This is a genomic window from Nitrospirillum guaranorum, from assembly GCF_034653275.1.
In the GTDB taxonomy this organism is placed as follows: Bacteria; Pseudomonadota; Alphaproteobacteria; order Azospirillales; family Azospirillaceae; genus Nitrospirillum.
The window spans coordinates 1,681,237-1,702,561 of record NZ_JAYEES010000003.1 but is presented as its reverse complement, the minus strand read 5'-3'; the positions used below and the strand labels follow the sequence as shown (position 1 = coordinate 1,702,561).

Here is a 21,325-nt window from a genome sequence, read left to right as displayed (position 1 = left end):
CGCCTGACGCGGAGCCGCGCCGCCCCTTGCGACAATGATGAATTAGGATTATAGGCACGGCTGCAGGCCCTTTCGCCTGCCCGATTAGGAGTAAATGGATTGCTGGCCCACATGCCCTTCGCAGGCACGGCCGGCGGCATCCGCTCCCTTCCGTAAAGCGCTCTCCGATTTGCGGGGACGATGCGGCGGGGTCATGGATGCGCCGCCCGCAGCCCGAACCAAACGGATGGACCGTGACGTGCGTGTCGCCTTGCGCCGGCGCGCGCTGAACGTATGAGCGGAATTTTCATGAACGAATGGACGATGGTCCGGAGCATGGCGCTTCGGATCGGCGCGGTCGGCGAAGAGCGTCTCCGCCGTGCCCTTGACGGCTGGGCTGGTGCCCAAGCCGAATGGCTGACATTGGACGGCCCGCACGACTGGGCCTCCGCCCTGATTGCCCTGGACCTCGCCCAGAGCGATGAGCCAACACCACATGTGTTGGCCATTGCGGACGTGCTGGCCCAGACCCTGGCGCTGGACGCGTTTGACACCACTCTGCTGCGTCTTCTGGTGGCGGTGGATCGCCTGCCCCGCGCGGCGGGTCTGGCCGAGGTGTGGAGTGAGCACGGCCGCAATTTGCCATCGCTTTTGGGTGAGGCGGCCGGCGCGGCCACCATCGATGCCGACCGCGCCGTGCGGCACAGCGCCGCGCTGCGGCTCGGCCTGGCCGGCTTTCGCGCCAATCGGCAGGGCGTGATCGAGGTTCATCTGCGCTGGTCATTGGAAAAGCTGCTTGATCGTGCCACCGCCGATTCCGCCTCCGTGATTTCCACGCTGATCGGCCCGGCTCAGGAAGCTCGGCTCACATTGCCTGATTTCGCCCATGTCCCCGATTGCGCCTTCCTGGTGCGGTTGCTGATGGGCGCCAGCCGCGATCGTGCTTCGGGCGTCAACATTCTGATCCATGGGCCGCCCGGCACGGGAAAAACCGAACTGGCGCGCACCTTGGCCCAGGCGGCGGGCCTGTCGCTTCACGGCGTGGGCGAAGCCGACGACGATGGCGATGAGCCCAGCCGATGGGAGCGGGTGTGCGCGCTTCAACTCGCCCAACGTGTCATGGGGCCGTCGGGCGCGACCGCGCTTTTGTTTGACGAGATGGAGGATCTGATCGGCGATGCCAAGCCATCGGACGGGGATTGGATGGCGGGGCGGCAGGGAAGCAAGGTCTTCATCAATCGCCTGCTGGAAACCAACGATGTGCCGGTGATCTGGACAACCAACGCGTTGGGCAACGTCGACGCGGCCATCCTGCGGCGCATGAGTTTCGTCCTGGAGCTTGATTTGCCAACCCCCAGCGCGGCACGGCGTATGCTGAAGCGGATCAGCCTGGAGGAAGGGATCACGCCGTCCCGTCGGCTGGAAGCCTTGCTGGATTCGGCACCCGAAACTGCGACCGTCCTGCGCGTGGCGGCACGGGCCGCGCGGCTGGCCGGCGACGCCGAGGGGGCCTTCCGCCCCGCCGTGGCCCTGGTGCGCGCCTTGCGCGGCGGCGATGTGCCGAGCGCGGATGCGGAACAGGTGGACCTGGATCTGTTCGAAAGCACGGTACCGCTGGCACCCCTGCTCGCCCAGTTGGCGGAAAACGCCGGAAAGACAGGCGAAGACCTGGATGTGTCGCTGTTGCTGATGGGGCCACCGGACACGGGCAAGACCGCGCTGGCGCATCATCTGGCCCGCGCGCTCGACCGTCCGCTGGTGGTCAAGCGCGCCTCCGACCTGCTGTCGCGCTGGGTGGGCGGCACCGAAGCGGCCATCGCCAAGGCGTTCGGCGACGCGCGTGAGCGCGGCCATGTGCTGCTGTTCGACGAGGTGGACTCGCTGCTGTTCGATCGCGGTTCCGCGAACAATAGTTGGGAGGCGGGCCAGGTCAACGAAATGCTGACCTGGCTGGACCGTCATCCCCTGCCGGTGATCGCCGCGACCAACCATGCCGATCGGCTGGATGCCGCCGCGTTGCGCCGCTTCGTTTTCAAAATCGATCTGGCGCCGCTGGGGCCGTCGCGCGCGGCCATGGCCTTCGAACGGTTCTTCGGCATGCCCGCCCCCGCCGGCATAGCAAACCTGAGCCATCTCACCCCCGGCGATTTCGCGGCGGTGAGGCGGCAATTACGCCACCAGCCCGCCCGCGATGCCGGTGATCTGCTCACACGCCTGTCCAGTGAAGGCGCGTGGCGTCCCACACGAACGAAGTTGGGATTTTGATGCGCCGCTTCCCGGCGGGGATGGCCCCGTTCCGAGCGATGGGCCGGACGGAAGTGTGGTGGCGGATGGGGTGGGATTCGAACCCACGGTGAGTTGCCCCACGGCGGTTTTCAAGACCGCTGCCTTAAACCACTCGGCCACCCATCCGTCTTTTGCATCAATCGGTTGGCGGGTTTTCTCCACCTTGGGCGAGAGAAAGCCTCCATCCGGTTCCCACCGACGGCCCGGGCCTTGGGGCGCCGGACGGCCCATCGTCTAGCATTCCCTCGCGGGCCGCGTCCATACGGTTGCGCGTCGGCGGACCATTATTCGCGGTCATTGGCCCGCCAGGCCCGGACCAGGTTGCAGCATTCCTGCGCCAGTTGCGTGCGCCGGGCCGTCTCGGCCGACAGGGCCGGCGGAAACAGGCGCGCCAGGGCCGGGGTGGCGTCGACATCCAGCGCCAGGACGACGCGCTGTTCGGGCGCCGGGTTTTCGACCTGGTGGGGCATGGAGAAGTCACCCGCCCAGCCCTGGCCGGCCGGATAGGCCACCGGCTGGTGCCCGATCCAGGTGACGGCTGTGGACGGCACGGCGATGGGTATGAGGATGCGCGCCTCCTCCAGGTGCAGGGCTTGACCGTCGTAATGCCATTTCAAAACCTCCCCCGGTCCCTGGCGCAGCAGGTAGCAGGCCCGGACCCGCCAGTCCGCGCGCACCAGAAGTGCGGCCACGGATGGCATCAAGGCCAATGCCGGCATCGCCACCGGCGCCCCGTCCAGGCGCCGATCCAACAGCGGCACGGAGGTCCAGCCCTTGGTGCCGCCGAAACTGGCGCGCGCGGCGGCCGGCAAATCACGGTCCAGGACGGCGAAGTCCGCCTGAAGGGCGGCGGCATCCATCGCCATATCCAACGGGCCGTGCAGCGTCAGCCCGCTGTTGCGCGTCAATTCCTGCCACGGATGCAATCCCGCCCCCATCGCCCTGACCATCCCCACTTGCCGTGCCGCTTGTGTTTAATGGTTAGGCCACCCGACCGCCATGGGATAGGCGACCGGCCGCCTTCGGGCGTTTTCCCCCTCGCGCCCCGCCCCTGGGCCGGGTACAAGCGGATCAGGCAGTTGCATACAATATCGGGAGCGAGACATGTCGGATATCAGCCGCCGCGCGTTGCTGGCGGGCGCCTCGGCCGTGGCCACCAGCATGGCCCTGCCCTTCCCCGTTTGGGCGGCCGAAACGGCCCCGGCGCCGGGCGACGCCGCCGCGGAAAAGCTGCTGGCCGGCATCGCCGAACGGCTGCTGGCGGAATATCCGGAGAACGCCACGGCGCTGGGCATCGACAAGGACGCGCGCGCCGCCCTGCACGGCCGTCTCACCGACCGCTCCGCCGCCGCCGACCGCACCCGTGCCGCTTGGGCGGGCGAGACGCTGAAGACCCTGCGGGCGGTCGACCGCGCCACGCTGTCCGCCCCGCAAGCCCTGAACGTGGACGTGGCGGAGGAGGCCTTCCGCACCGCCATCGAGGGCTGGCGCTTCCCCTTCGGCGACGTGGGCACGCTGTCCGGCCAGAACAGCTTCCGCAACACCCCCTATTCGGTGACGCCCCTGGGCGGCGCCTATGTCGACGTGCCCACCTTCCTCGACACCCAGCACGCGATGGAGACCGCGGCCGACGCCGACGCCTACCTGGCGCGGGTCGAGGCCTATGCCGGCGAGTTGGCGGCGGAGGCCGAGCGCCTGGACCACGACCGCGGCGTGGGCATGGTGGCGCCGGACTTCGTGCTGGACATCATGCTGGGCCAGATGGTGCCGGCGCGGGCCGAGCCCATCGCCCAGTGGGGCCTGGTGGATAGCCTGCGGCAGCGCGCGGCCAAGGCGAAGTTGCCGGACCGCTACGCCAAGGACGTGGAGGCGCTATGCGCCGCCAAGGTGGCGCCGGCTTTGGACAAGCAGATCGCGGCATTGAAGGCCCAGCGCGCCGTAGCGGTGGCGGAGCCTGGCGTGTGGCAGCGGCCGCAGGGGGAGGAGTATTACGCCTGGGCCCTGCGCGCCGGCACCACCACCACCCGCACGGCCAACGAGATGCACGCCCAGGGCCGCGAACAGATCGCCCAGATCCAGGCGGAGATGGATACCCTGCTGAAGGCCCAGGGCCTGACCCAGGGCACGGTGGGCGAGCGCATGACGGCGCTGAGCAAACGGCCGGACCTGCTGTTCGCCAACGACGATGCCGGCCGCGCCAAGCTGCTGGAGTACCTGAACGGCCGCATCGCCGACATCCGCACTCGCCTGCCCCGCGCCTTCGCCACCCTGGTGAAGGGCGATCTGGTCATCCGCCGCGTGCCGCCCGCCATCCAGGACGGCGCCCCCAACGGCTATGCCTCGGCCGGCAGCATCGACGGCAGCGTTCCCGGCTACTACTACATCAACCTCAAGGACACGGGCATCTGGCCGCGCTACTCCCTGCCCACGCTGTGCTATCACGAGGGCATCCCCGGCCACATCTGGCAGGGGGAGTACGCCAATCAACTCCCCCTAATCCGCACCCACCTGGCCTTCAACGCCTATTCCGAGGGCTGGGCCCTGTATGCCGAGCAGTTGGGCAACGAGCTGGGCGCCTATGACGGCGACCCGCTGGGCAAGCTGGGCTTCCTGCAGTCCATCGGCTTCCGCGCCTGCCGCCTGGTGGTGGACACCGGCATCCACGCCAAGCGCTGGGGCTTCCAACAGGCGCTGGACTGGTTCCACGCCAACACCGGCATGCCGGTGGCCCAGCTGCGCAGCGAGCTGAACCGCTATTGCGCCATGCCGGGCCAGGCCTGCGGTTACAAGATGGGGCACAACCAGATCAACACCCTGCGCAAGAAGGCGGAGGGCGCCCTGGGCGCCCGCTTCGATCTCAAGCGTTTCGACGACGCCCTGGTGCTGTCGGGCAATGTGCCCCTGACCCTGCTGGAACGGATCATCGACCAGCACATCGCGGCGATGAAGGGGTGAGTCTGACGGGCGGCGGCTGGGGAAGCCCGGCCGCCGCCCTTGCTGGGAAGCGGCGACCAATGGTCGGATGTCGATAACTCGGGAATTGTAGATACTCGAGGGTTGGCATCAAGGGCACATAGTGCGAGTCGATATCATATCCCGGTCATTCCAGACCCAGCGCCTTGGCCGAACTTATAAACCCATCAGACCAGTCAATGTGGTCTAACGTATACCTAAAAACCTTTAATTCACTATTCTCAGAATAAGAATTCTCTTTCTTTAGAACTTCCATAGCCGCATGCGCATTTTCATCGCTGGAAAAAATGCCCAACAGAGAGTACACCTCAATATCATTGTTGATAGTTTCCACCCAAAGACTAAAAACGTCAACACTTTCCGAAGTTGCCATTTATCTAATCCTCGATGAAAGTTAGATAAAAATCACCTTTTATTTTATTAATCTGAATCTCAACAATGTTGAAACCATCGATATGGTCGACAAAACCAGGCTGGTCAGAAAGTTTCCCAATAGCATGCTGACATTTGCCATAATCGGAAAACACTCCTATCATTTTTTGGTTTTCGCCGTATTCCGTGCTGTAGCTATGGTAGAGAAGATAAACTGTGTTCATATTGCACCATATCGTTCGTAAACCCATCTCGGTATTCTGAAACTTCTGTCCGCCCACTTTTTTATTTGGCTATATGGTGATTTTGGCCCGTCTTTCCAATTACCAGGACCGTACCGATCATTCATCAGGCGCCGTGCGAAACTCTCGGCATTTTCTCCAATTCTTGGCCTAAACCCCTCCGCCCAACTAGGAGGGCCCTTTGCTCCTTCCTTGCCGCTCAGGCGTGGAATCGGTTCCTTAAATTCATTCTTGACAGCATCCGGCAGCGCTTCAATCCATGGCGGCAACCTCCCAAACGCCAGGAAATCGCCAAAAGGCAATATCTCCTGCACCAAAATTGGACTCTGCTCTTTAAGCGCACCGGCTATTTCTCGTCGATACTGCGAAGCACTTGGTGATGTTTCCCTCCTCGGCGGAGCCGACCTGTTGGCTGGTGGACCATGCCTCTCATATTCTTCCGATTCCGCTGCAGGCCCCTGCCCATTCCCATCTGTCCAGCGTCCATGCCAATCGCGCGGTTGATCGGGACTGTACTTCGCCAGGTTGTCGTTGGCCCGGGCCAGGCGGACGGCGGCGTCCCAGTCCAACTCCGGCAAGCGCAGGTGCACGGCGCGGATCATGGCCTGGACCAAGTCACCCCGGTTCAGGGCATCGGCGATCTTGGATATGCCGGGCAGCACGGTCGCACCTGGCCCGGCACCGGCGTAGGCGCGCTTCAGCAGGACCGCCACCTCCGCCGCCGGGCGCGCATGGAAGCCGCCCGCACCCTTGACCAGCAGGGGTACGCCCGCCAAGGCCAAGCCTTCGCCCGTGCAACTGACACCCAGGCCGCCCGGGCCGTTGCTTAGGCGATAACGACGCTGCCAGCCGTCCATGCTCACTCTCCATTGTTGATGGATGAGCATCCTATGTTCTTATTTTGTTCACGTCAACCTAAGCGCGATCCTTACCCCATTTTCAAGCCGCCGGAGCCATGGCCGCCTCCTTCGCGGCCTTGGCGCGGATGGCATCCGACATCTCGGTGAGAAAGCGCCGGTCGCGCGCCTTCCTTTCCAGGATGACGAATTCCAGGGCGCCCAGGGACGGCAGGCGGGGGTCGGGTGGGCAGGCCTGGACGCCGGCCGGCAGCAGGCGGCTGGCATGGGCCATCATGCCCACGCCCATGGCCGTGGCCGCCGCCAGGCCGTTCAGGTCGCCGCTGGTGCAGGCGATGCGCCAGGGCACGGCCGCCCGCTCCAGCGCCGTCAGGGCCATGAAGCGGGTGATGCTGGGCGGCGGATACAGCACCAGTTGCGCCTCGTCATGCCGGAACACGGGTTCCGCCGCGGCCGAGGCCCACACCACCTGATCGCGGAACACCAGCTCCCCCCGGTCGCCGTCCGGCCAGCGCTTGCACAACACCATGTCCAGCGCCCCATCGTCGAACATCTCCGTCAGCGTGCGGCTGAGCGCGATGGTGAAATCCAGGTCCACCTCGGGGTGGCCGGCCATGAAGCAGCGGATGATGTCGCGCACCCAGCCCATGGCCAGATCCTCGCAGGCGCCGAAGCGGAACAGCTGGCGCTTGGTCGACTGGGTGAAATGACGCTTGGCCCGCTCATTCACCTCCAGGATGGTGCGGGCGAATTCCAGCATGGCGCGGCCATGCTCCGTCAGGGCGTTGGAATGGGTGTCGCGCTGGAACAGGCGCTGTCCGGCGAACTGTTCCAGCCGCTTCACATGCTCGCTAACGCTGGATTGCGACAGGCCCAGCTGGCGCCCCGCCTCCGAAAAGCTCTTCACCTCCGTGATTGCGACAAATGTACGCAGGTGCAGCGGGTCCAGCATGGCGCCTCATCGGGATTTTCGATCGCCGTTATCTAATCATCAGAATTCCGATTTACCGATCCCAAGTCAATAGTGAGGTCACGAATACAAATCATCGCGCGGCGAATACCGGGCGTATGGTAACGGGAGGATATTGATGTCTACAAACCGGCGCGGTTTTCTGGGCGCCGCGGCCCTGGGCGCCAGCGGCATGGTGACGTTCCGCAGCGTGGCGGAGGCGGCGGACAAATTCATGGCCCGGCCGGGCGACGGCGGCTTCGGCCGCAACGCCGTGCCCCTGCCCCCGGGCGACACCGTGGCCTACCACGATCCGCAGGACGTGGGCGCCATGCCCGACTTCAAGTTCTCGCTGGACGGCAACAAGCCCAAGGTGACGACCGGCGGCTGGGCCAAGGAGGCGACGGTCCACCAGTTCCCCATCAGCAAGGGCATCGCCGGCGTGCACATGTTCCTGCAGCCCGGCGCCTCGCGCGAGTTGCACTGGCATGCCATCGCGGCGGAATGGGCCTTCGTCATCGAGGGCCGCTGCCAGACGGTGGTGATCGATCCCTCCGGCGCCAGCGAGATCAACAATTTCGAGCCGGGCGACCTGTGGTACTTCGCCAAGGGCCACGGCCATTCCATCCAATGCATCGGCGACAAGCCATGCCATTTCATCCTGTCCTTCGACAATGGCGCCTTTTCCGAGCACGGCACCTTCTCCATCACCGACTGGGTCGACGTGACGCCCAAGGAAATGCTGGCCCTGAACTTCGGCCTGCCCAAGGACGTGTTCGACGCCTTCCCCAAGGGTGAGACCTACATCCAGTCCGGCCCCATCCTGCACGCGGCCGACGCGCTGGAGGCCCCCTGGCCCAAGGAATCCACCCACAAGTTCCGCCTGCTGAAGGACCCCAAGGCGGCGCGCGACTTCGACGGCGGCACCTTCCGCCTGGCCACCATCGATGAGTTCCCAGCCTCGCGCACCATGTCGGGCGGCTATATGACCTTGAAGCCCGGCGGCATCCGCAAGCTGCACTGGAACGTCAACGCCAACGAGTGGCACTACTACCTGCGCGGCAAGGCCCAGGTGGCCCTGTTCGGCTCCGGCGGGCGCGGCAAGGTGGCGGAGTTCGGCCCCGGCGATGTCGCCTACATCCCCATGGGCTTCGGCCACGCCATCCAGAACGTGGGCACCGAGGACGTGGAGATCATCCAGACCTGGGACAACGGCAAGTTCGAGGAGATCGACCTGGACAAATGGGTCCAGTCCAGCCCGCGCTACCTGCTGTCCAACAACTTCACCGGCGTGTCGGACAAGACGCTGGGCCGCATGAAGCAAACCTGAGGGGGCGGCTATCAGGAGATAACCATCTCTGTACAATCAGGCGGTATCGGGCGCCCACGATGAAACTGCCCCGCCCGATACCCCATTCAAGGACTCCCAATTCCTTAAGGAGGGTCCCGCTTCTCAGTTTGCCTGAGTGTGCTGAGAGAGTAATGACCTGACAGTCCCGGCCACACCGGCCCCCGCGGGAGCCGGTGTGGCCATGCCACCTCTGGTAGGGTTTGATGGAGTTGCGAGCAACATCAACCCAAAGACCGGAGAACGACATGACCACGGCACAGAAGGTAGCACGCCGTAAGCTGAGCCTGCTTGAACTTGCGTCCGACCTCGGCAACGTCAGCAAAGCCTGCAAGGTAATGGGCTACAGCCGACAGCAATTTTATGAGATCCGCCGGAACTACCAGACCTTTGGCGCCGATGGCCTGATCGACCGTCTGCCCGGCCCGCGCGGCCCCCATCCCAACCGCGTGCCGGCGGAGGTGGAAACGGCGGTGCTGGACCATGCCCTGGCCCATCCCTGCCACGGCCCTCTGCGGGTGGCCCAGGAACTGGCCATGCGGAACATCCAGGTATCATCCGGCGGCGTGCGTGGCGTGTGGCAGCGCCACAACCTGCTGACCAAGCACGACCGACTGCTGCGCCTGGAGAAGAGCACGGCGGAGCGCAGGCTGACCCTCTCGGACGAGCAAATCCGCCTGCTGGAACGCTTCAGCCCAGAGTTCCGGGAACGGCACATCGAAGCGCCCCACACCGGCGCCCTGGTGGCCGTGGACACCTTCTTCGTCGGCGTCCTCAAGGGTGTGGGCAAGGTCTACCTGCAGACCGCCATCGACTGCCACAGCCGTCATGCCTGGGCCAGGCTCTACGCCAACAAGTTGCCGTTGACCGCTGTCCAGACCCTGAATAACGACGTGCTGCCCACCTTCGAGGCCGAGGACGCCACCGTCGAGGCCGTGCTTAGCGACAACGGCCGCGAGTTCTGTGGCCGCGAGGACCAGCACCCCTACGAACTGTTCCTTCAACTGGAAGGCATCGAGCACAAGCGGACCAAGGTCAAACGCCCGCAATCCAATGGCATCGTCGAGCGCCTGCACCGCACGCTGCTGGATGAGCACTTCCGCGTCGAAGGCCGCCGCACCTGGTTCGACACCATCGAAGAGATGCAGGTCGTGCTCGACCAATACCTGGTCGTCTACAATACCAAGCGGCCCCATCAGGGGCGCGGCATGAAGGGCAGAACACCCCTCCAGGCCTTCCGCGACGGTATCCCCAAGCCACAGAAGGAGGCGCCCGAAGCCGACCTCAAACCCGCCGCCTGATAACCTCACCAGAGGGGGCGACTGTCAGGGGATAACCATCTCTGTACAGCCTGAGAAAATCTTCCATACAGTCACCAAAATAGCTTTCAAGAAGTCCCATTCTTATTCTAGCGGCCATTTCAGATTTGCCATGTTTCTCGACATCGTCGGCTTCGAGCTCGTGAAATCCAGAATCATCCTCGACAATTTCATACTTGCCACAGGATCCTAGGGCACCCATCGCCCTAAGCAACTCCTGATTTGCGCCTCGATAGTCTTTGTGCCTCACGGCAGTTCTGGCCAAGCGCCAATACCACATGACTCGCCTAAATTGACCCGGATAAATTGTAATACCTTTACTATATCTTGTCGCCTCAACACCGGGATATGCCCAGCAAAAATCTCTTGCGCTGGCTGTCCCGATTGAAAGCATGGCAATGACCGCGACACCCAGAGTCACCTTACGGAGAAACGCGAGATAGCTTGCCATTGCTTCCCTCATAATAAGCGAGATGATATTCTCTTGCGACTTCCACATTCGCGATGCTACTGGCCCGCGCCATGGAAAGACTTGGATTCTCCTGCATCAGCTGGTGAATTCTCTCATCTTGATAATTGATGACATCGATATGATTAAATACCCTCGGCGTCTGTTTTGTTTTCAGAAACAAAAACTGACTTTCCCCACTTTGCACAAATGAGAAATTAATATGCTCACTCATCAAATAATATACATCATAACCACTGAATGAAGCACCTGTGACGCCACTGTCATAAGGATGTGTGTGTACGGTACCCAATAATATATACTTATCTGGTTCTTTCAAATTGAGATCCGGATGAAACTCTCTTTCTGAAATATCTTTTCCCCGCGGCAGGCCACCTTCATTCTGCAGCTCCAAGGCGCCATTGTCTTTCCTGGCAACGATGGTCGCCCCTTCCTCAATGACCCACTCCTTCTGTCCGACGGGGGGCTTGGTGCCGTGCGCCGCCAACAAGGGCGCCAAGCTTTCCTGCCAATAAGTATGGACCCGGTCGTTGAAGCTCTGCGCGAATACGAAGTCTTTGGGCGCAGCCGCCGGCGTCGCGGGAATGGCGAAATCGGATGCAGTAGAAACGCGGAGCAACGGTTGAGCTGTGGGGGCGTCCGTTTCCTTTTTTCCGGGCCTGACGGGCGTTTCGTGCCCATCGGCATTCTTGGGCTTCGCCTCAGCCGGTTCGCCCCCCTCTGCCACCCCATTCCCATCTGTCCAGCGTCCATGCCAATCGCGCGGTTGATCGGGACTGTACTTCGCCAGGTTGTCGTTGGCCCGGGCCAGGCGGACGGCGGCGTCCCAGTCCAACTCCGGCAAGCGCAGGTGCACGGCGCGGATCATGGCCTGGACCAAGTCACCCCGGTTCAGGGCATCGGCGATCTTGGATATGCCGGGCAGCACGGTCGCACCTGGCCCGGCACCGGCGTAGGCGCGCTTCAGCAGGACCGCCACCTCCGCCGCCGGGCGCGCACGGAAGCCGCCCGCACCCTTGACCAGCAGGGGTACGCCCGCCAAGGCCAAGCCTTCGCCCGTGCAACTGACACCCAGGCCACCCGGGCCGTTGCTCAGGCGGTACCGACGCTGCCAACCATCCATGCTCGCTCTCCCTGTTGCTGGAAGAGCAGCATGTGTTCTATTTTTGTTCCTGTCAATCTAAAGGCGAAGGGGCCGGCCGTTCTCGCGCTGCGGCCGCCCGTCGCTCTTGCCTACTTGCCCGGCGCGAACAGGTTCAGGCCCAGCGTCTCCGCGATGGATTGCACCGCCAGTTGTCCCCGCACGCTGTTGCCGGCCGCGTCCAGGCGGGAGGAATAGACGCCGATGGCCAGCTTGCCCGGCGCCACCGCCAGGATGCCGCCGCCCACGCCGCTCTTGCCCGGCAGGCCCACCTTGAACAGCCATTCGCCCGTGGTGTTGTAGAGGCCGGCGGTGGCCATGACGGCGAGCACGCGGGCGCTGGTGCCCACGTCCACCACCACCTTGTGGCTCATCGGGTTGGTGCCGCCGTTGGCCAGGGTGGCGCCCATGGTGGCCAGGTCCACGGCGCTGACGTTGTAGGAGCATTCGCGGGTGTAAAGGTCCACCGTCGCCGCCGGGTCGGCGTAGAGATGGTCATAGCTTTGCAGCAGCAGGGCGATGGCCTGGTTATGCTGGTTGCTGGCCATTTCCGACTGGTAGACGTCCTGGTTCAGGGCCAACGCCCGCCCGGCGAAGGCGGAGGCCGTGTCCAGCACCACCTTCCAGCGGGCGTTGACGTCGGCGCCCGGCACCAGGCTGGCGGCGGCGATGGCGCCGGCGTTGACCAGGGGATTGCCCGCCGGCGGGCTGCCCGTCAGCTTGTCGTTGTTCAGCTCGATGGCCAGGACGGAGTTGAAGGGCTGGCCGGTTGCGTTCACGCCGATCTTGGCCATCACCGCGTCTGGCCCCTGATCCTTCAGCACGTGGGCCAGGGTGAAGACCTTGGCGATCGACTCGACGGGGAACTCCTGCCCCGCGTCACCGGCCTTGAACACCCGGCCATCGGCCGTGACCACGGCGATGCCGAACAGCTTGGGGTCGGCCTTGGCGAGATAGGGGATGTAGCTGGCGTTTTCCCCGTCCATCACGCCCTTGACCTTGGCGTAGGCCTGGTCCACCGCCTGCTGGATGGCCTTGTCGGCGGGCGGGGCCTCACGCGCCGGGGCGGCGCCGGCGCCCAGCAAGGTCAGCGACAGCGCGACGGCGGCGCTCCAGGCGCGGGCGCGCTGGGTCAAACCGGACTTCATCACATAATCCCCCTCGTTCAGGCTGGCCGGCATCTGGATGGCGATGCTCGGGTGCCGGTGTTTGGCGTCACTGTAGCGGGGCCGCCTGTCCGCCAAGAAGCCTTAATCATGGCCGCATGATCTTGGCCGCATGATCTTGGCCGCATGCTGGCATCCGCCCTTCCCCCTGGCCGTCCCGGCGGCTAGAACGGTGGCGGCATGATGCGTACCGCCGGTTGGTGTATCAGGAGGGTCGTTGGGTTGATCGTCGGCATCGATTTGGGCACCACCAATTCCGCGGTGGCCGTCTGGCGGGATGGCAAGGCGGAATTGATTCCCAACAGCCTCGGCCACCGGCTGACGCCCTCCGCCGTCAGCCTGGATGACCAGGGCACGGTGCTGGTGGGCCTGCCGGCGCGCGAACGCCAGGCCACGCACCCCACCCTGACCGCCACCGCCTTCAAGCGCTTGATGGGCTCGCAGCGCGTCACCCGCCTCGGCAAGCGCGATTTCCTGCCGGAAGAGCTGTCGGCCCTGGTGCTGAAGACCTTGAAGGCCGACGCGGAGGCCTATCTGGGCCAGCCGGTGACCGAAGCCGTCATCGCCGTGCCGGCCTATTTCAACGACAAGCAGCGCAAGGCCACGCGCCGGGCGGGTGAGCTGGCCGGCCTGAAGGTGGAGCGGCTGCTGAACGAGCCGACGGCGGCCGCCCTGGCCTACGGCATCCACCAGCTGGAGGCGGAGACCCAATTCCTGGTCTTCGACCTGGGCGGCGGCACCTTCGACGTGTCCATCCTGGAGATCTTCGAGGGCGTGATCGAGGTGCGCGCCACCAGCGGCGACAACCGCCTGGGCGGTGAGGACTTCAACGAGCTGATCGTGGACGACCTGCGCCAGCGTTTCGCCACCGATTGGGGCCGCGACACGCGTGACAGCGATGCCCTGTACCAGCGCCTGCGCGCCGCCGCCGAACGCGCCCGCCGCGCCTTGAGCGAGCAGGGGTCGACGCCGGTGCGCGTGGTGTGGAAGGACAAGACCTATGAGTACGAGCTGACGGCCGAAGCCTTCGAAGCCAAGGCCGAAGGCCTGCTGAACCGCCTGCGCGAGCCCGTGCTGCGCGCGCTGCGCGACGGCCAGCTGGAGGCGCGGTCACTGCGCGAGATCGTGCTGGTGGGCGGGGCCACGCGCATGCCGGCGGTGCGCCGCGCCGTCACCCGCATGTTCGGCCGCTTCCCCGCCCATTCCGTGCACCCCGACGAGGCGGTGGCGCTGGGCGCCGCCGTCCAGGCCGGGCTGAAGGGCCGCGACGCCGCCCTGAACGAGGTGGTCATCACCGACGTCTGCCCCTATTCCCTGGGCGTGGACGTGGCGGAGCGCAACCCCGACGGCAGCCTGCGCACCGGCATCTTCTCCCCCATCCTGGAGCGCAACACCGTCATCCCCGCCAGCCGGGTCAGCAGCTTCCACACCCTGCAGGCCAACCAGAAGGCGGTGACCTTCACCATCTACCAGGGGGAGTCGCGCGACGTGCAGGACAACGTCGCCCTGGGCCAGGTCAGCATCCCCGTGCCGCCCCGGCCGGCCGGCGCCGTCAAGGTTGACTGCCGTTTCACCTACGACATCAACGGCCTGCTGGAGGTGGACGTCCACGTGCCGGAGACGGGGGAGCAACGGAACCTGGTCATCACGGACGAGGAATCGGTCAAGCCCGACGACCTGGAGGCCCGGCGCCAGGCGCTGGCGGCCCTGAAGGTCCACCCGCGCGACACCGAGGCCAACCGCGCCGTCCTGGCCCGCGCCAACCGCTGCTATGAGGACTTCCTGGGGGACAAGCGCGCCTATGTCGCCCACCTGCTGGCGCAGTTCGAGGGCGTCCTGGAAAGCCAGGAGCCCCGCGCCATCGAGACCGCCCGCCAGTCGCTGAGCGAGGCGCTGGACCAGTTGGAAGGCGAGACGTACCTGTGAACCCCTGGGACATCCTGGCGCTGGAGCCCACGGGCGACCAACTGGCCATCCGCCGCGCCTATGCCCGGCGCCTGAAGGTCACCAATCCGGAGGATGATCCGGATGGATTCCAGGCGCTGCGCCAGGCCTATGAGCAAGCCCTGCTGCACGCCCGCCGGCAGGCGCCGGACGCCAGCGTGGCGGCGGAGGAGGCCGAGACGGCCGAGGCGCCGCCACCTGCCGCCGAAGGACCGTCGCCGACCCCCGCCGAGGCGCCGCCGGCGGAGGCACCGCCCCCGGAACCCACGGTGGACGAGGCGGTGATCCGCCACGTCGCGCTGTGCAATCATTTGGGCGATCTGCTTTCCGCCCCAACCCCCGCCGACCCCACCGCGCTCAAGGACGCCCTGGCGGCCGTGCTGGCCTCCCCCGCCCTCGCCCATATCGATGTGCAGAACCGGACGGAGGATTGGCTGGCCCGGCTGCTGCTGTCGACGGCGCCCCGCTCGGACGCGCTGGTCCCCCTCGCCAGCGCCCATTTCCGTTGGGACACGGCCAAGGCCGGCACGCAGACGCCCCTGCTGGCCGCCGTGCACAAGCGGGGGCGCGACCTGGCCTTCCTGGCCAAGCTGCGGGGCCGGGACCACACCTACGCCGCCGCCTATCGCCTGCTGCAGGCGCCGCCGGACCGGTACAGTCCGCGCCTGCGCCTGTCCCTGCCGGACCTGACCAAGGACGTGCGCGGCCTGATCACCCTGATCCGTAACGACTACCCCTCGCTGCGTGCCAATTTCGACGCGGACGTGCTGGCGGCATGGGAGGCCTACCTGGCGGCCGAGCCGGTCAGCGCCGGCCTGGCGTGGCTGCTGCTGGCCACGCCCCTGTTCCTGGCCGTCTACGTCTATCTTGAGGCCAGCCCGTCATTGGAGGATCTGGCGGCGTGGCCCGCGGGCTTCCTGCTGATACCGCCCCTGCTGGCCGCCGCCGGCCTGACCTACCGGCTGGGCGTGCGCATGCCGGCGCGATGGCTGCGGCGGCGCTGGGCCCGGGACGCCGGACCCGCGATCCGCCTGGGCTGGGCCCCCCTGAGCCTGGCGCTGATCCCCGTGGCCCTGGCCTTGCCGCCATCCGTCGGCATCCCCCTCACGGCGGCGGCGGCCACGCTGGCCCTGTGGTGGGCTGGCCTGTTCCAGATGGTCTACGCCAACGACACCAGCCGCCAGGCCGTGCGCATCCTGCTGGCCAACAGCATTCCCTTGGTGTTCTGGCTGTTCTGGATCGGACCCCTGCTGCCGGCGGCGCTGGTGCCGGCCTTCGCCGTGGCGGTGGCGGGCGCGCTGTTGGCCACCAGCATCGGTGCCGGCCTGCTGACCCGCTGGTGGTATGCGGAGATCGAGCAGCCCCGGCGGCGCCGCGCCCTGGCGGGCTTGGCGCTGGCGGCCCTGCTGACCATGGGCCTGCTGTTCGCGGCCGACACCACGCCGGGCCTGCTGCCCTGGGCCGTGGCGGCGGTGACCTTGGTGCAGGTCCTGGAGCGCGTGCCCTCGCTCGCCCTCTCCGGCGAGGCGGCGAAGCGGCGCTATTACGCCATCTGGGGCACGGGCGTGGTGCTGCGCGTCGCCCACACCATGGCCGGCGCGGTGGATACCCACGACGTTTTGCTGATCGGCGGCCTGGTGCTGATGGCCAGCGTGCTGGGCATGATCGCCTATCAGCTGAAACGCCCCCAGGCCGCCTGATCCGGTCGGTTATTCGCCCCCTCAGTCCTTCAGCGAGGCGCCCAGCCGGTCCATCAGGAAGCCGGTGCCGTGCTCGCGAGAACCGTTGTCCTCATAGCCGTCGAGGAAGGCCCCCTGCTCCGTGATCTTCAGGGTGGTGCGGCCCGCGCCGGCCGGCTTCAACTCCATGGTCGCCAGCGAGACGGAAATCTTCCGCTCATCCAGGTGCATGACATAGCTGTAGACGATGCGTTCCTGGGGGATGATGTCCAGGTAATGCGCATCGAAGGTGGAGGTCACGCCCCCCTGCCAGCGGCCCTTGGCCCGCTCCGTGCCGCCCACGCGGAAGTCCATGCTGCGCTCCAGCGATTCCCACTGGCCGGGGTCGCCGCCGAACCACTTGGCCTTGGCCTCGAAATCCGACAGGGCTCGCCAGACGCGAGCCGCCGGCGCGTCGTAGGTGCGCTCCAGACTGAAGACGGCGTGGACGACGGAACGCTCGGTGGGCAGGTCGCCCGTGCGGCCGTCCAGGTGGGCGGCGTGCCGCGCCAGCTTGTCCAGGGTCTGGGACCAGCCTTCCGGCGCGCCGCCGATGGCGGTCAGCATGGCGGGATCATAGACGGTGTAGGTCTGCACGATGTCCAGCTGCGTGCCGCAGGTGGTGTCGGAGAAGGTCACCTCCGTCCAGGCGGTGAACAGCACCTTGCCGTCGCCACCGTCCACGCGCAGGTCCAGCACCAGGCGGTCGATGGGCGTGACCTCGGCGACGCTGCCGCGTGTCCAATGCTCCGTGCCGTCCGGCGCCCGCATGCACACCTCGAACGCGCCGCCCACCCGCATCTCCACGGTGGCGTGGGACACGGTGTAATGCTCCGGCGCGAACCAGTGCTTCACATGTTCCGCCTTGCTCCACGCCTTGAACACCGTCTCGCGCCGCGCGGGGATGGCGCGGGAGATGCGCACGGGCTCGGGCCGCAGCGCGGCCGCGTCGGCGGCCTGGGTTCCAACTTGGGTCATGATTCCTCTCCGTCTTCGTCTTTTAGTGTTTCGAGATAGCGGCCCAGCCGATCCAGGCGACCGGCCCATTCCATGCGCCGCTGATTGATCCATTGCTCCGCCAGGCTCAGCTGGGCGGCGTCGATCCGGCAGGTCCTCACCCGCCCCACCTTCTCCGACCGCACCAGGCCGGAACTCTCCAGCACCGCCAGATGCTGCATGACGGCCGGCAGCGACATCTTTAGCGGCTGCGCCAGCTCGCTGACCGACGCCGGCCCGCGCACCAGCCGTTCCACCAAGGCACGGCGGGTGGGGTCGGCAAGCGCCTGGAAGGTGAGGTCGAGAGGGGATGGTTGGTTAAGCATATGCTTTAGTATCTCGACGCGAATACTAAAGCAAGGTGTTTAGTGTTTGTTTGCCGGATTGAGCTAGAAAGCCGCCAGCTAATTACGATTCCTTATTTACGTCGCGACAAAAATAACTCATATTTACGTCGCGACATAAATCGAGGTGCGCTATGGACGGTTGGAGACGATATCAAAAGGGCCTGCATGGCGTTGGCCCGAATTGGGTTAAATTCTTTGGCGACGGTCTGAGCGGAACGGCATTCGAAGAACCGAATGCTGAGGGGCGTTTTGCTTGGTACGTAGCCGACAGCGCTCGGCAGGGGATGAAGACGTTTAGGCATGGGCTCGCCCACAGCGTCGATGAGGCAAAGCTTGCAGCCGACGCAGCCGTCCTGGATAGGAAGCGCGGCCGGGCTGCCGCTGTGGAAGGGGAACAGACAAGCAGCACGGACCGGAATCGGCGGCGGGTTGACCGACTATTAGCCTCGGAAACCCTGGCCCGTAGTCTAATTGATGATCTCAATAACTTTCACAAGCAGCTTGTGACAGCTGGCGATCTCAAAACTGCAGATCGAGTTGCAGCCTCGATACGGCGGGCATCACTAGGCGCACTAGCAGACTACATGCGGCGTACCGCAGCGTTTCGAGTTCGATCAGGCACCAATACGGCATCCCCCGAAAATATAAAAGCTGAGGAGATGGCTGTTCTGGATATCGCGGACCAACTCGATCAAATGGCGGACGACTCTCAAGCGACCGATCAGCTTTTTGAAGCTCTAACGGACAAGCTCCGCCAGTTAGGCGTTTTTCCCGACGGCGATCTGAATTCGGCTGTAGTGAATGGATTCTTCCTGGAGAGCCTTACAAAATCATCCGAATAGGCCTGGGGCCGTTTGACAGGCGTTCCGATTATTAGACAGTCGCCGGTCGGTAAACATAAACCCGGCGCCGGTCCATTAAAAAAAGGGGCCGGCGGCATGCGCCACCGGCCCCTCGTCACACTCAAACCCGCGCGGGTGAAGGCTTACTTGGCTTCCGGCGCCAGGCCGCGGTTCTGCAGCATGGGCCCGATGTCCGGATCCTGGCCGTAGAAAGCGCGGAACATGGGGCCGTAGTCCTCGGTATGGCCCTTGGACAGGATCATCTCGCGGAAGCGCTCGCCGTTCTCCCGCGTCAGGCCGCCATGGTCCTTGAACCAGGCGTAGCTGTCGTCATCCAGCATCTCCGTCCACAGGTAGGCGTAGTAGCCGGCGGCGTAGCCGTTGCCCCAGATGTGCAGGAAATAGCTGGAGCGGTAACGTGGCGGCACGTCGTCCACGTCCAGGCCGGTCTTGGCCAGGGCCTCCTTCTCGAAGGCGTCGACATCCTGCTTGGGCGCGTCGGCCGGCAGGCTGTGCCATTCCAGGTCCAGCATGGCGGCGGCGACGATCTCACCCAGGGCATAGCCCTGGTTGAAGGTGGCGGCCTTCTTGATCTTCTCCACCAGGTCGGCCGGCATGACCTCGCCCGTCTGGTAGTTCTTGGCGTAGTGGGCCAGGACCTTGGGGTCCAACGCCCAGTGCTCGTTGAACTGCGACGGGAACTCGACGAAGTCGCGCGCCACGTTGGTGCCCGACAGGGTCTCATAGGTCTGGTTGGCGAACAGGCCGTGCAGGGCGTGGCCGAATTCGTGGAACATGGTGGTGACGTCGCTGAAGCTGATCAGCGCCGGCTGGCCCGGGGCGGGCTTGGTGAAGTTGCAGACGTTGTAGACCACGGGCTTGGTGCCCAGCAGCTTGGACTGCTGGACGAAGTTGGACATCCAGGCCCCGCCCGACTTGTTGTCGCGCTTGAAGTAGTCGAAATACATCAGCCCCAGGGGAGAGCCGTCCTTGTCGATGACGTCGTAGACCAGCACGTCGGACTGGTAGACAGGGATATCGGTGCGGCGCTTGAAGGTCAGGCCGTACAGCTGGTTGGCGGCGTAGAACACCCCCTCCTCCAGCACGGTGTGCAGCTCGAAATAGGGCTTCAGCGCGCCTTCATCCAGGTCGTACTTGGCCTTGCGCACCTGCTCCGCGTACTTGTCCCAGTCCCAGGGCTTCAGGGCGAAATCCTGGCCGTCCGTCTTGATCTGGGCCTGGATCTCGGCCGCCTCGCGCTTCTGTTCCGCCGCCAGCGCCGGCACCATCCGCTTCATGAAGCCTTCCGCCGCGTCCGGCGTCACCGCCATCTGGTCGGCCAACACATAGGCCGCGTAGTTGGGGAAGCCCAGCAGCTTGGCCTTCTGCGCCCGCAGGTTGGCGATGTCGGAAATGGCGGCGCGGGTGTCGTTGGCGTCGCCCTTCTCGGCGCGGGTCCAGCCGCGCTCGAACAAGGCCTGGCGCGTGGCCCGGTCGTCGAGGGAGGACAGCGCCGGCTGCTGCGTGGTGTTCTGCAGCGGCACCAGGTACTTGCCCTCCAGCTTGCGGCCCTTGGCGGCCTCGGCGGCGGCGGCGATGGCGCCGTCGCCCATGCCCGCCAGCTTGGCCTTGTCGTCCACCACCAAGCCGCCTTCCTTGGCCGCCGCCACCAGCTTCTGCTGGAAGGCGGTCTCCAGCGACGACAGCTTGGTGTTGAGATCGCGCAGCGTGGCCTTGTCGGCGTCATTCAGCATGGCGCCGGCATGGATGAACTGCTGGTAATACACCTTCAGCAGCTGGGCCTGCTCCGGGTTCAGCTTCAGGCCGTCGCGCTTGTCGTACAGCGCCTTGACCCGCTGGAAGAGCTTCGTGTTCAAATAGATGGCGTCGTTGTGCTGCGCCAGCAGGGGCGACACCGTGGTCTGCACCTTGTCCAGCGCGTCGTTGGTGTTGGCCTGCACCACGCCGAAGAAGACCTGGCTGACCCGGTCCAGCATGCGGCCGGACTTCTCCATCGCCACCAGGGTGTTGTCGAAGGTGGGGGCCGCCGGGTTGTCGGCGATCTTCTTGATCTCGGCCAGCTGGATCTTCATGCCCTGCTTGAACGCGGGCAGATAGTCGCCGTCCTTGATGATATCGAAGCGGGGCGCCTCGAACGGCAGGGTGCTGGCGGCGGCGAAGGGATTGGCGCCAGCCGTGGCGGGCTTCTCCGCCAGCGCCGGGGTGGCGGTGAGCGTCGCGAGCGCCAGCGCGCCCACGGTTCCAAGCAGAACGGTACGTGTCATCGGGATCCCCTGACAGTCTCTTGTTTCGTTTCCCCGCCGCCGACGGCCGTCGTTCAACGGGGGTGACCAGGCGGATCCCCCCGCAGGGTCCC

General features: G+C 65.3%; 18 protein-coding genes and 1 tRNA gene. 7 read left to right on the top strand and 12 right to left on the bottom strand.

The window, feature by feature from the left end:
• Positions 1–288: 288 nt before the first annotated feature.
• Positions 289–2,244, top strand: a complete 1,956-nt coding sequence (locus UAJ10_RS16770) for an AAA family ATPase (protein ID WP_322916359.1) — start codon at positions 289–291, stop codon at positions 2,242–2,244.
• 59 nt (positions 2,245–2,303) lie between these two features.
• Here UAJ10_RS16770 and UAJ10_RS16765 read toward each other — a convergent pair.
• Positions 2,304–2,391 (bottom strand) — tRNA-Ser (locus tag UAJ10_RS16765).
• Positions 2,392–2,549: 158 nt separating this feature from the next.
• Entirely contained in the window at positions 2,550–3,203 is a 654-nt protein-coding gene (locus UAJ10_RS16760; protein ID WP_322916358.1) for an aspartyl/asparaginyl beta-hydroxylase domain-containing protein, read from the bottom strand.
• A gap of 166 nt (positions 3,204–3,369) precedes the next feature.
• Here UAJ10_RS16760 and UAJ10_RS16755 point away from each other — a divergent pair, with 166 nt between their 5' ends.
• Positions 3,370–5,220, top strand: coding sequence for a DUF885 domain-containing protein (locus tag UAJ10_RS16755; protein WP_322916357.1), 1,851 nt, complete (start codon positions 3,370–3,372; stop codon positions 5,218–5,220).
• A 145-nt stretch (positions 5,221–5,365) separates the two neighbouring features.
• On the opposite strand, the gene UAJ10_RS16750 is transcribed toward UAJ10_RS16755, so the two are convergent.
• The 4 genes from UAJ10_RS16750 to UAJ10_RS16740 form a co-directional block, all read right to left on the bottom strand.
• Positions 5,366–5,611, bottom strand: a complete 246-nt coding sequence (locus UAJ10_RS16750) for a hypothetical protein (RefSeq protein WP_322916356.1) — start codon at positions 5,609–5,611, stop codon at positions 5,366–5,368.
• 4 nt (positions 5,612–5,615) lie between these two features.
• Entirely contained in the window at positions 5,616–5,834 is a 219-nt protein-coding gene (locus UAJ10_RS30010; protein ID WP_463667863.1) for a DUF7336 domain-containing protein, read from the bottom strand.
• Complete coding sequence (locus UAJ10_RS16745; protein WP_322916355.1) at positions 5,831–6,709, bottom strand: hypothetical protein; 879 nt, start codon at positions 6,707–6,709, stop codon at positions 5,831–5,833. Before UAJ10_RS16745 ends, UAJ10_RS30010 begins: the two co-directional genes overlap by 4 nt.
• Positions 6,710–6,791: 82 nt before the next feature.
• Positions 6,792–7,661 carry a LysR family transcriptional regulator gene (locus tag UAJ10_RS16740; protein ID WP_322916354.1) on the bottom strand — a complete coding sequence of 290 codons (870 nt, stop codon included), beginning with the start codon at positions 7,659–7,661 and terminating at the stop codon, positions 6,792–6,794.
• Positions 7,662–7,797: 136 nt separating this feature from the next.
• Here UAJ10_RS16740 and UAJ10_RS16735 point away from each other — a divergent pair, with 136 nt between their 5' ends.
• Together UAJ10_RS16735 and UAJ10_RS16730 are read left to right on the top strand one after the other, a co-directional pair.
• Positions 7,798–8,988, top strand: a complete 1,191-nt coding sequence (locus tag UAJ10_RS16735) for a cupin domain-containing protein (protein WP_322916353.1) — start codon at positions 7,798–7,800, stop codon at positions 8,986–8,988.
• A 266-nt stretch (positions 8,989–9,254) separates the two neighbouring features.
• The gene (locus UAJ10_RS16730) at positions 9,255–10,307 is read left to right on the top strand and encodes an IS481 family transposase (RefSeq protein WP_322914931.1); all 1,053 of its coding nucleotides are present in this window, start codon (positions 9,255–9,257) and stop codon (positions 10,305–10,307) included.
• Here the strand turns inward: UAJ10_RS16730 and UAJ10_RS16725 are convergent.
• From UAJ10_RS16725 to glsA, 3 genes are all read right to left on the bottom strand, one after another.
• Positions 10,291–10,776, bottom strand: coding sequence for a hypothetical protein (locus UAJ10_RS16725; protein ID WP_322916352.1), 486 nt, complete (start codon positions 10,774–10,776; stop codon positions 10,291–10,293). The two genes, UAJ10_RS16730 and UAJ10_RS16725, sit on opposite strands and share 17 nt — an antisense overlap.
• Entirely contained in the window at positions 10,748–11,917 is a 1,170-nt protein-coding gene (locus tag UAJ10_RS16720; RefSeq protein ID WP_322916351.1) for a hypothetical protein, read from the bottom strand. Before UAJ10_RS16720 ends, UAJ10_RS16725 begins: the two co-directional genes overlap by 29 nt.
• Positions 11,918–12,027: 110 nt before the next feature.
• Entirely contained in the window at positions 12,028–13,083 is a 1,056-nt protein-coding gene (glsA, locus tag UAJ10_RS16715) for a glutaminase A (protein WP_322916350.1), read from the bottom strand.
• A gap of 240 nt (positions 13,084–13,323) precedes the next feature.
• Here glsA and UAJ10_RS16710 point away from each other — a divergent pair, with 240 nt between their 5' ends.
• Together UAJ10_RS16710 and UAJ10_RS16705 are read left to right on the top strand one after the other, a co-directional pair.
• Positions 13,324–15,027: an Hsp70 family protein gene (locus tag UAJ10_RS16710; RefSeq protein WP_322916349.1), complete on the top strand. Its 1,704-nt coding sequence runs from the start codon at positions 13,324–13,326 to the stop codon at positions 15,025–15,027.
• Positions 15,024–16,745, top strand: a complete 1,722-nt coding sequence (locus UAJ10_RS16705) for a J domain-containing protein (RefSeq protein WP_322916348.1) — start codon at positions 15,024–15,026, stop codon at positions 16,743–16,745. The genes UAJ10_RS16710 and UAJ10_RS16705 overlap by 4 nt, the downstream gene beginning before the upstream one ends.
• A gap of 21 nt (positions 16,746–16,766) precedes the next feature.
• On the opposite strand, the gene UAJ10_RS16700 is transcribed toward UAJ10_RS16705, so the two are convergent.
• Entirely contained in the window at positions 16,767–17,741 is a 975-nt protein-coding gene (locus tag UAJ10_RS16700) for an SRPBCC family protein (protein ID WP_322916347.1), read from the bottom strand.
• Entirely contained in the window at positions 17,738–18,085 is a 348-nt protein-coding gene (locus tag UAJ10_RS16695; RefSeq protein ID WP_145751289.1) for an ArsR/SmtB family transcription factor, read from the bottom strand. The genes UAJ10_RS16700 and UAJ10_RS16695 overlap by 4 nt, the downstream gene beginning before the upstream one ends.
• Before the next feature lie 152 nt (positions 18,086–18,237).
• Here UAJ10_RS16695 and UAJ10_RS16690 point away from each other — a divergent pair, with 152 nt between their 5' ends.
• A complete protein-coding gene (locus UAJ10_RS16690; RefSeq protein WP_322916346.1) occupies positions 18,238–18,948 on the top strand; it encodes a hypothetical protein in 711 nt (236 codons plus the stop codon).
• Between the two features lie 143 nt (positions 18,949–19,091).
• Here UAJ10_RS16690 and dcp read toward each other — a convergent pair whose 3' ends face one another.
• The gene (gene dcp / locus UAJ10_RS16685; RefSeq protein ID WP_322916345.1) at positions 19,092–21,233 is read right to left on the bottom strand and encodes a peptidyl-dipeptidase Dcp; all 2,142 of its coding nucleotides are present in this window, start codon (positions 21,231–21,233) and stop codon (positions 19,092–19,094) included.
• Between the last annotated feature and the right edge of the window lie 92 nt (positions 21,234–21,325).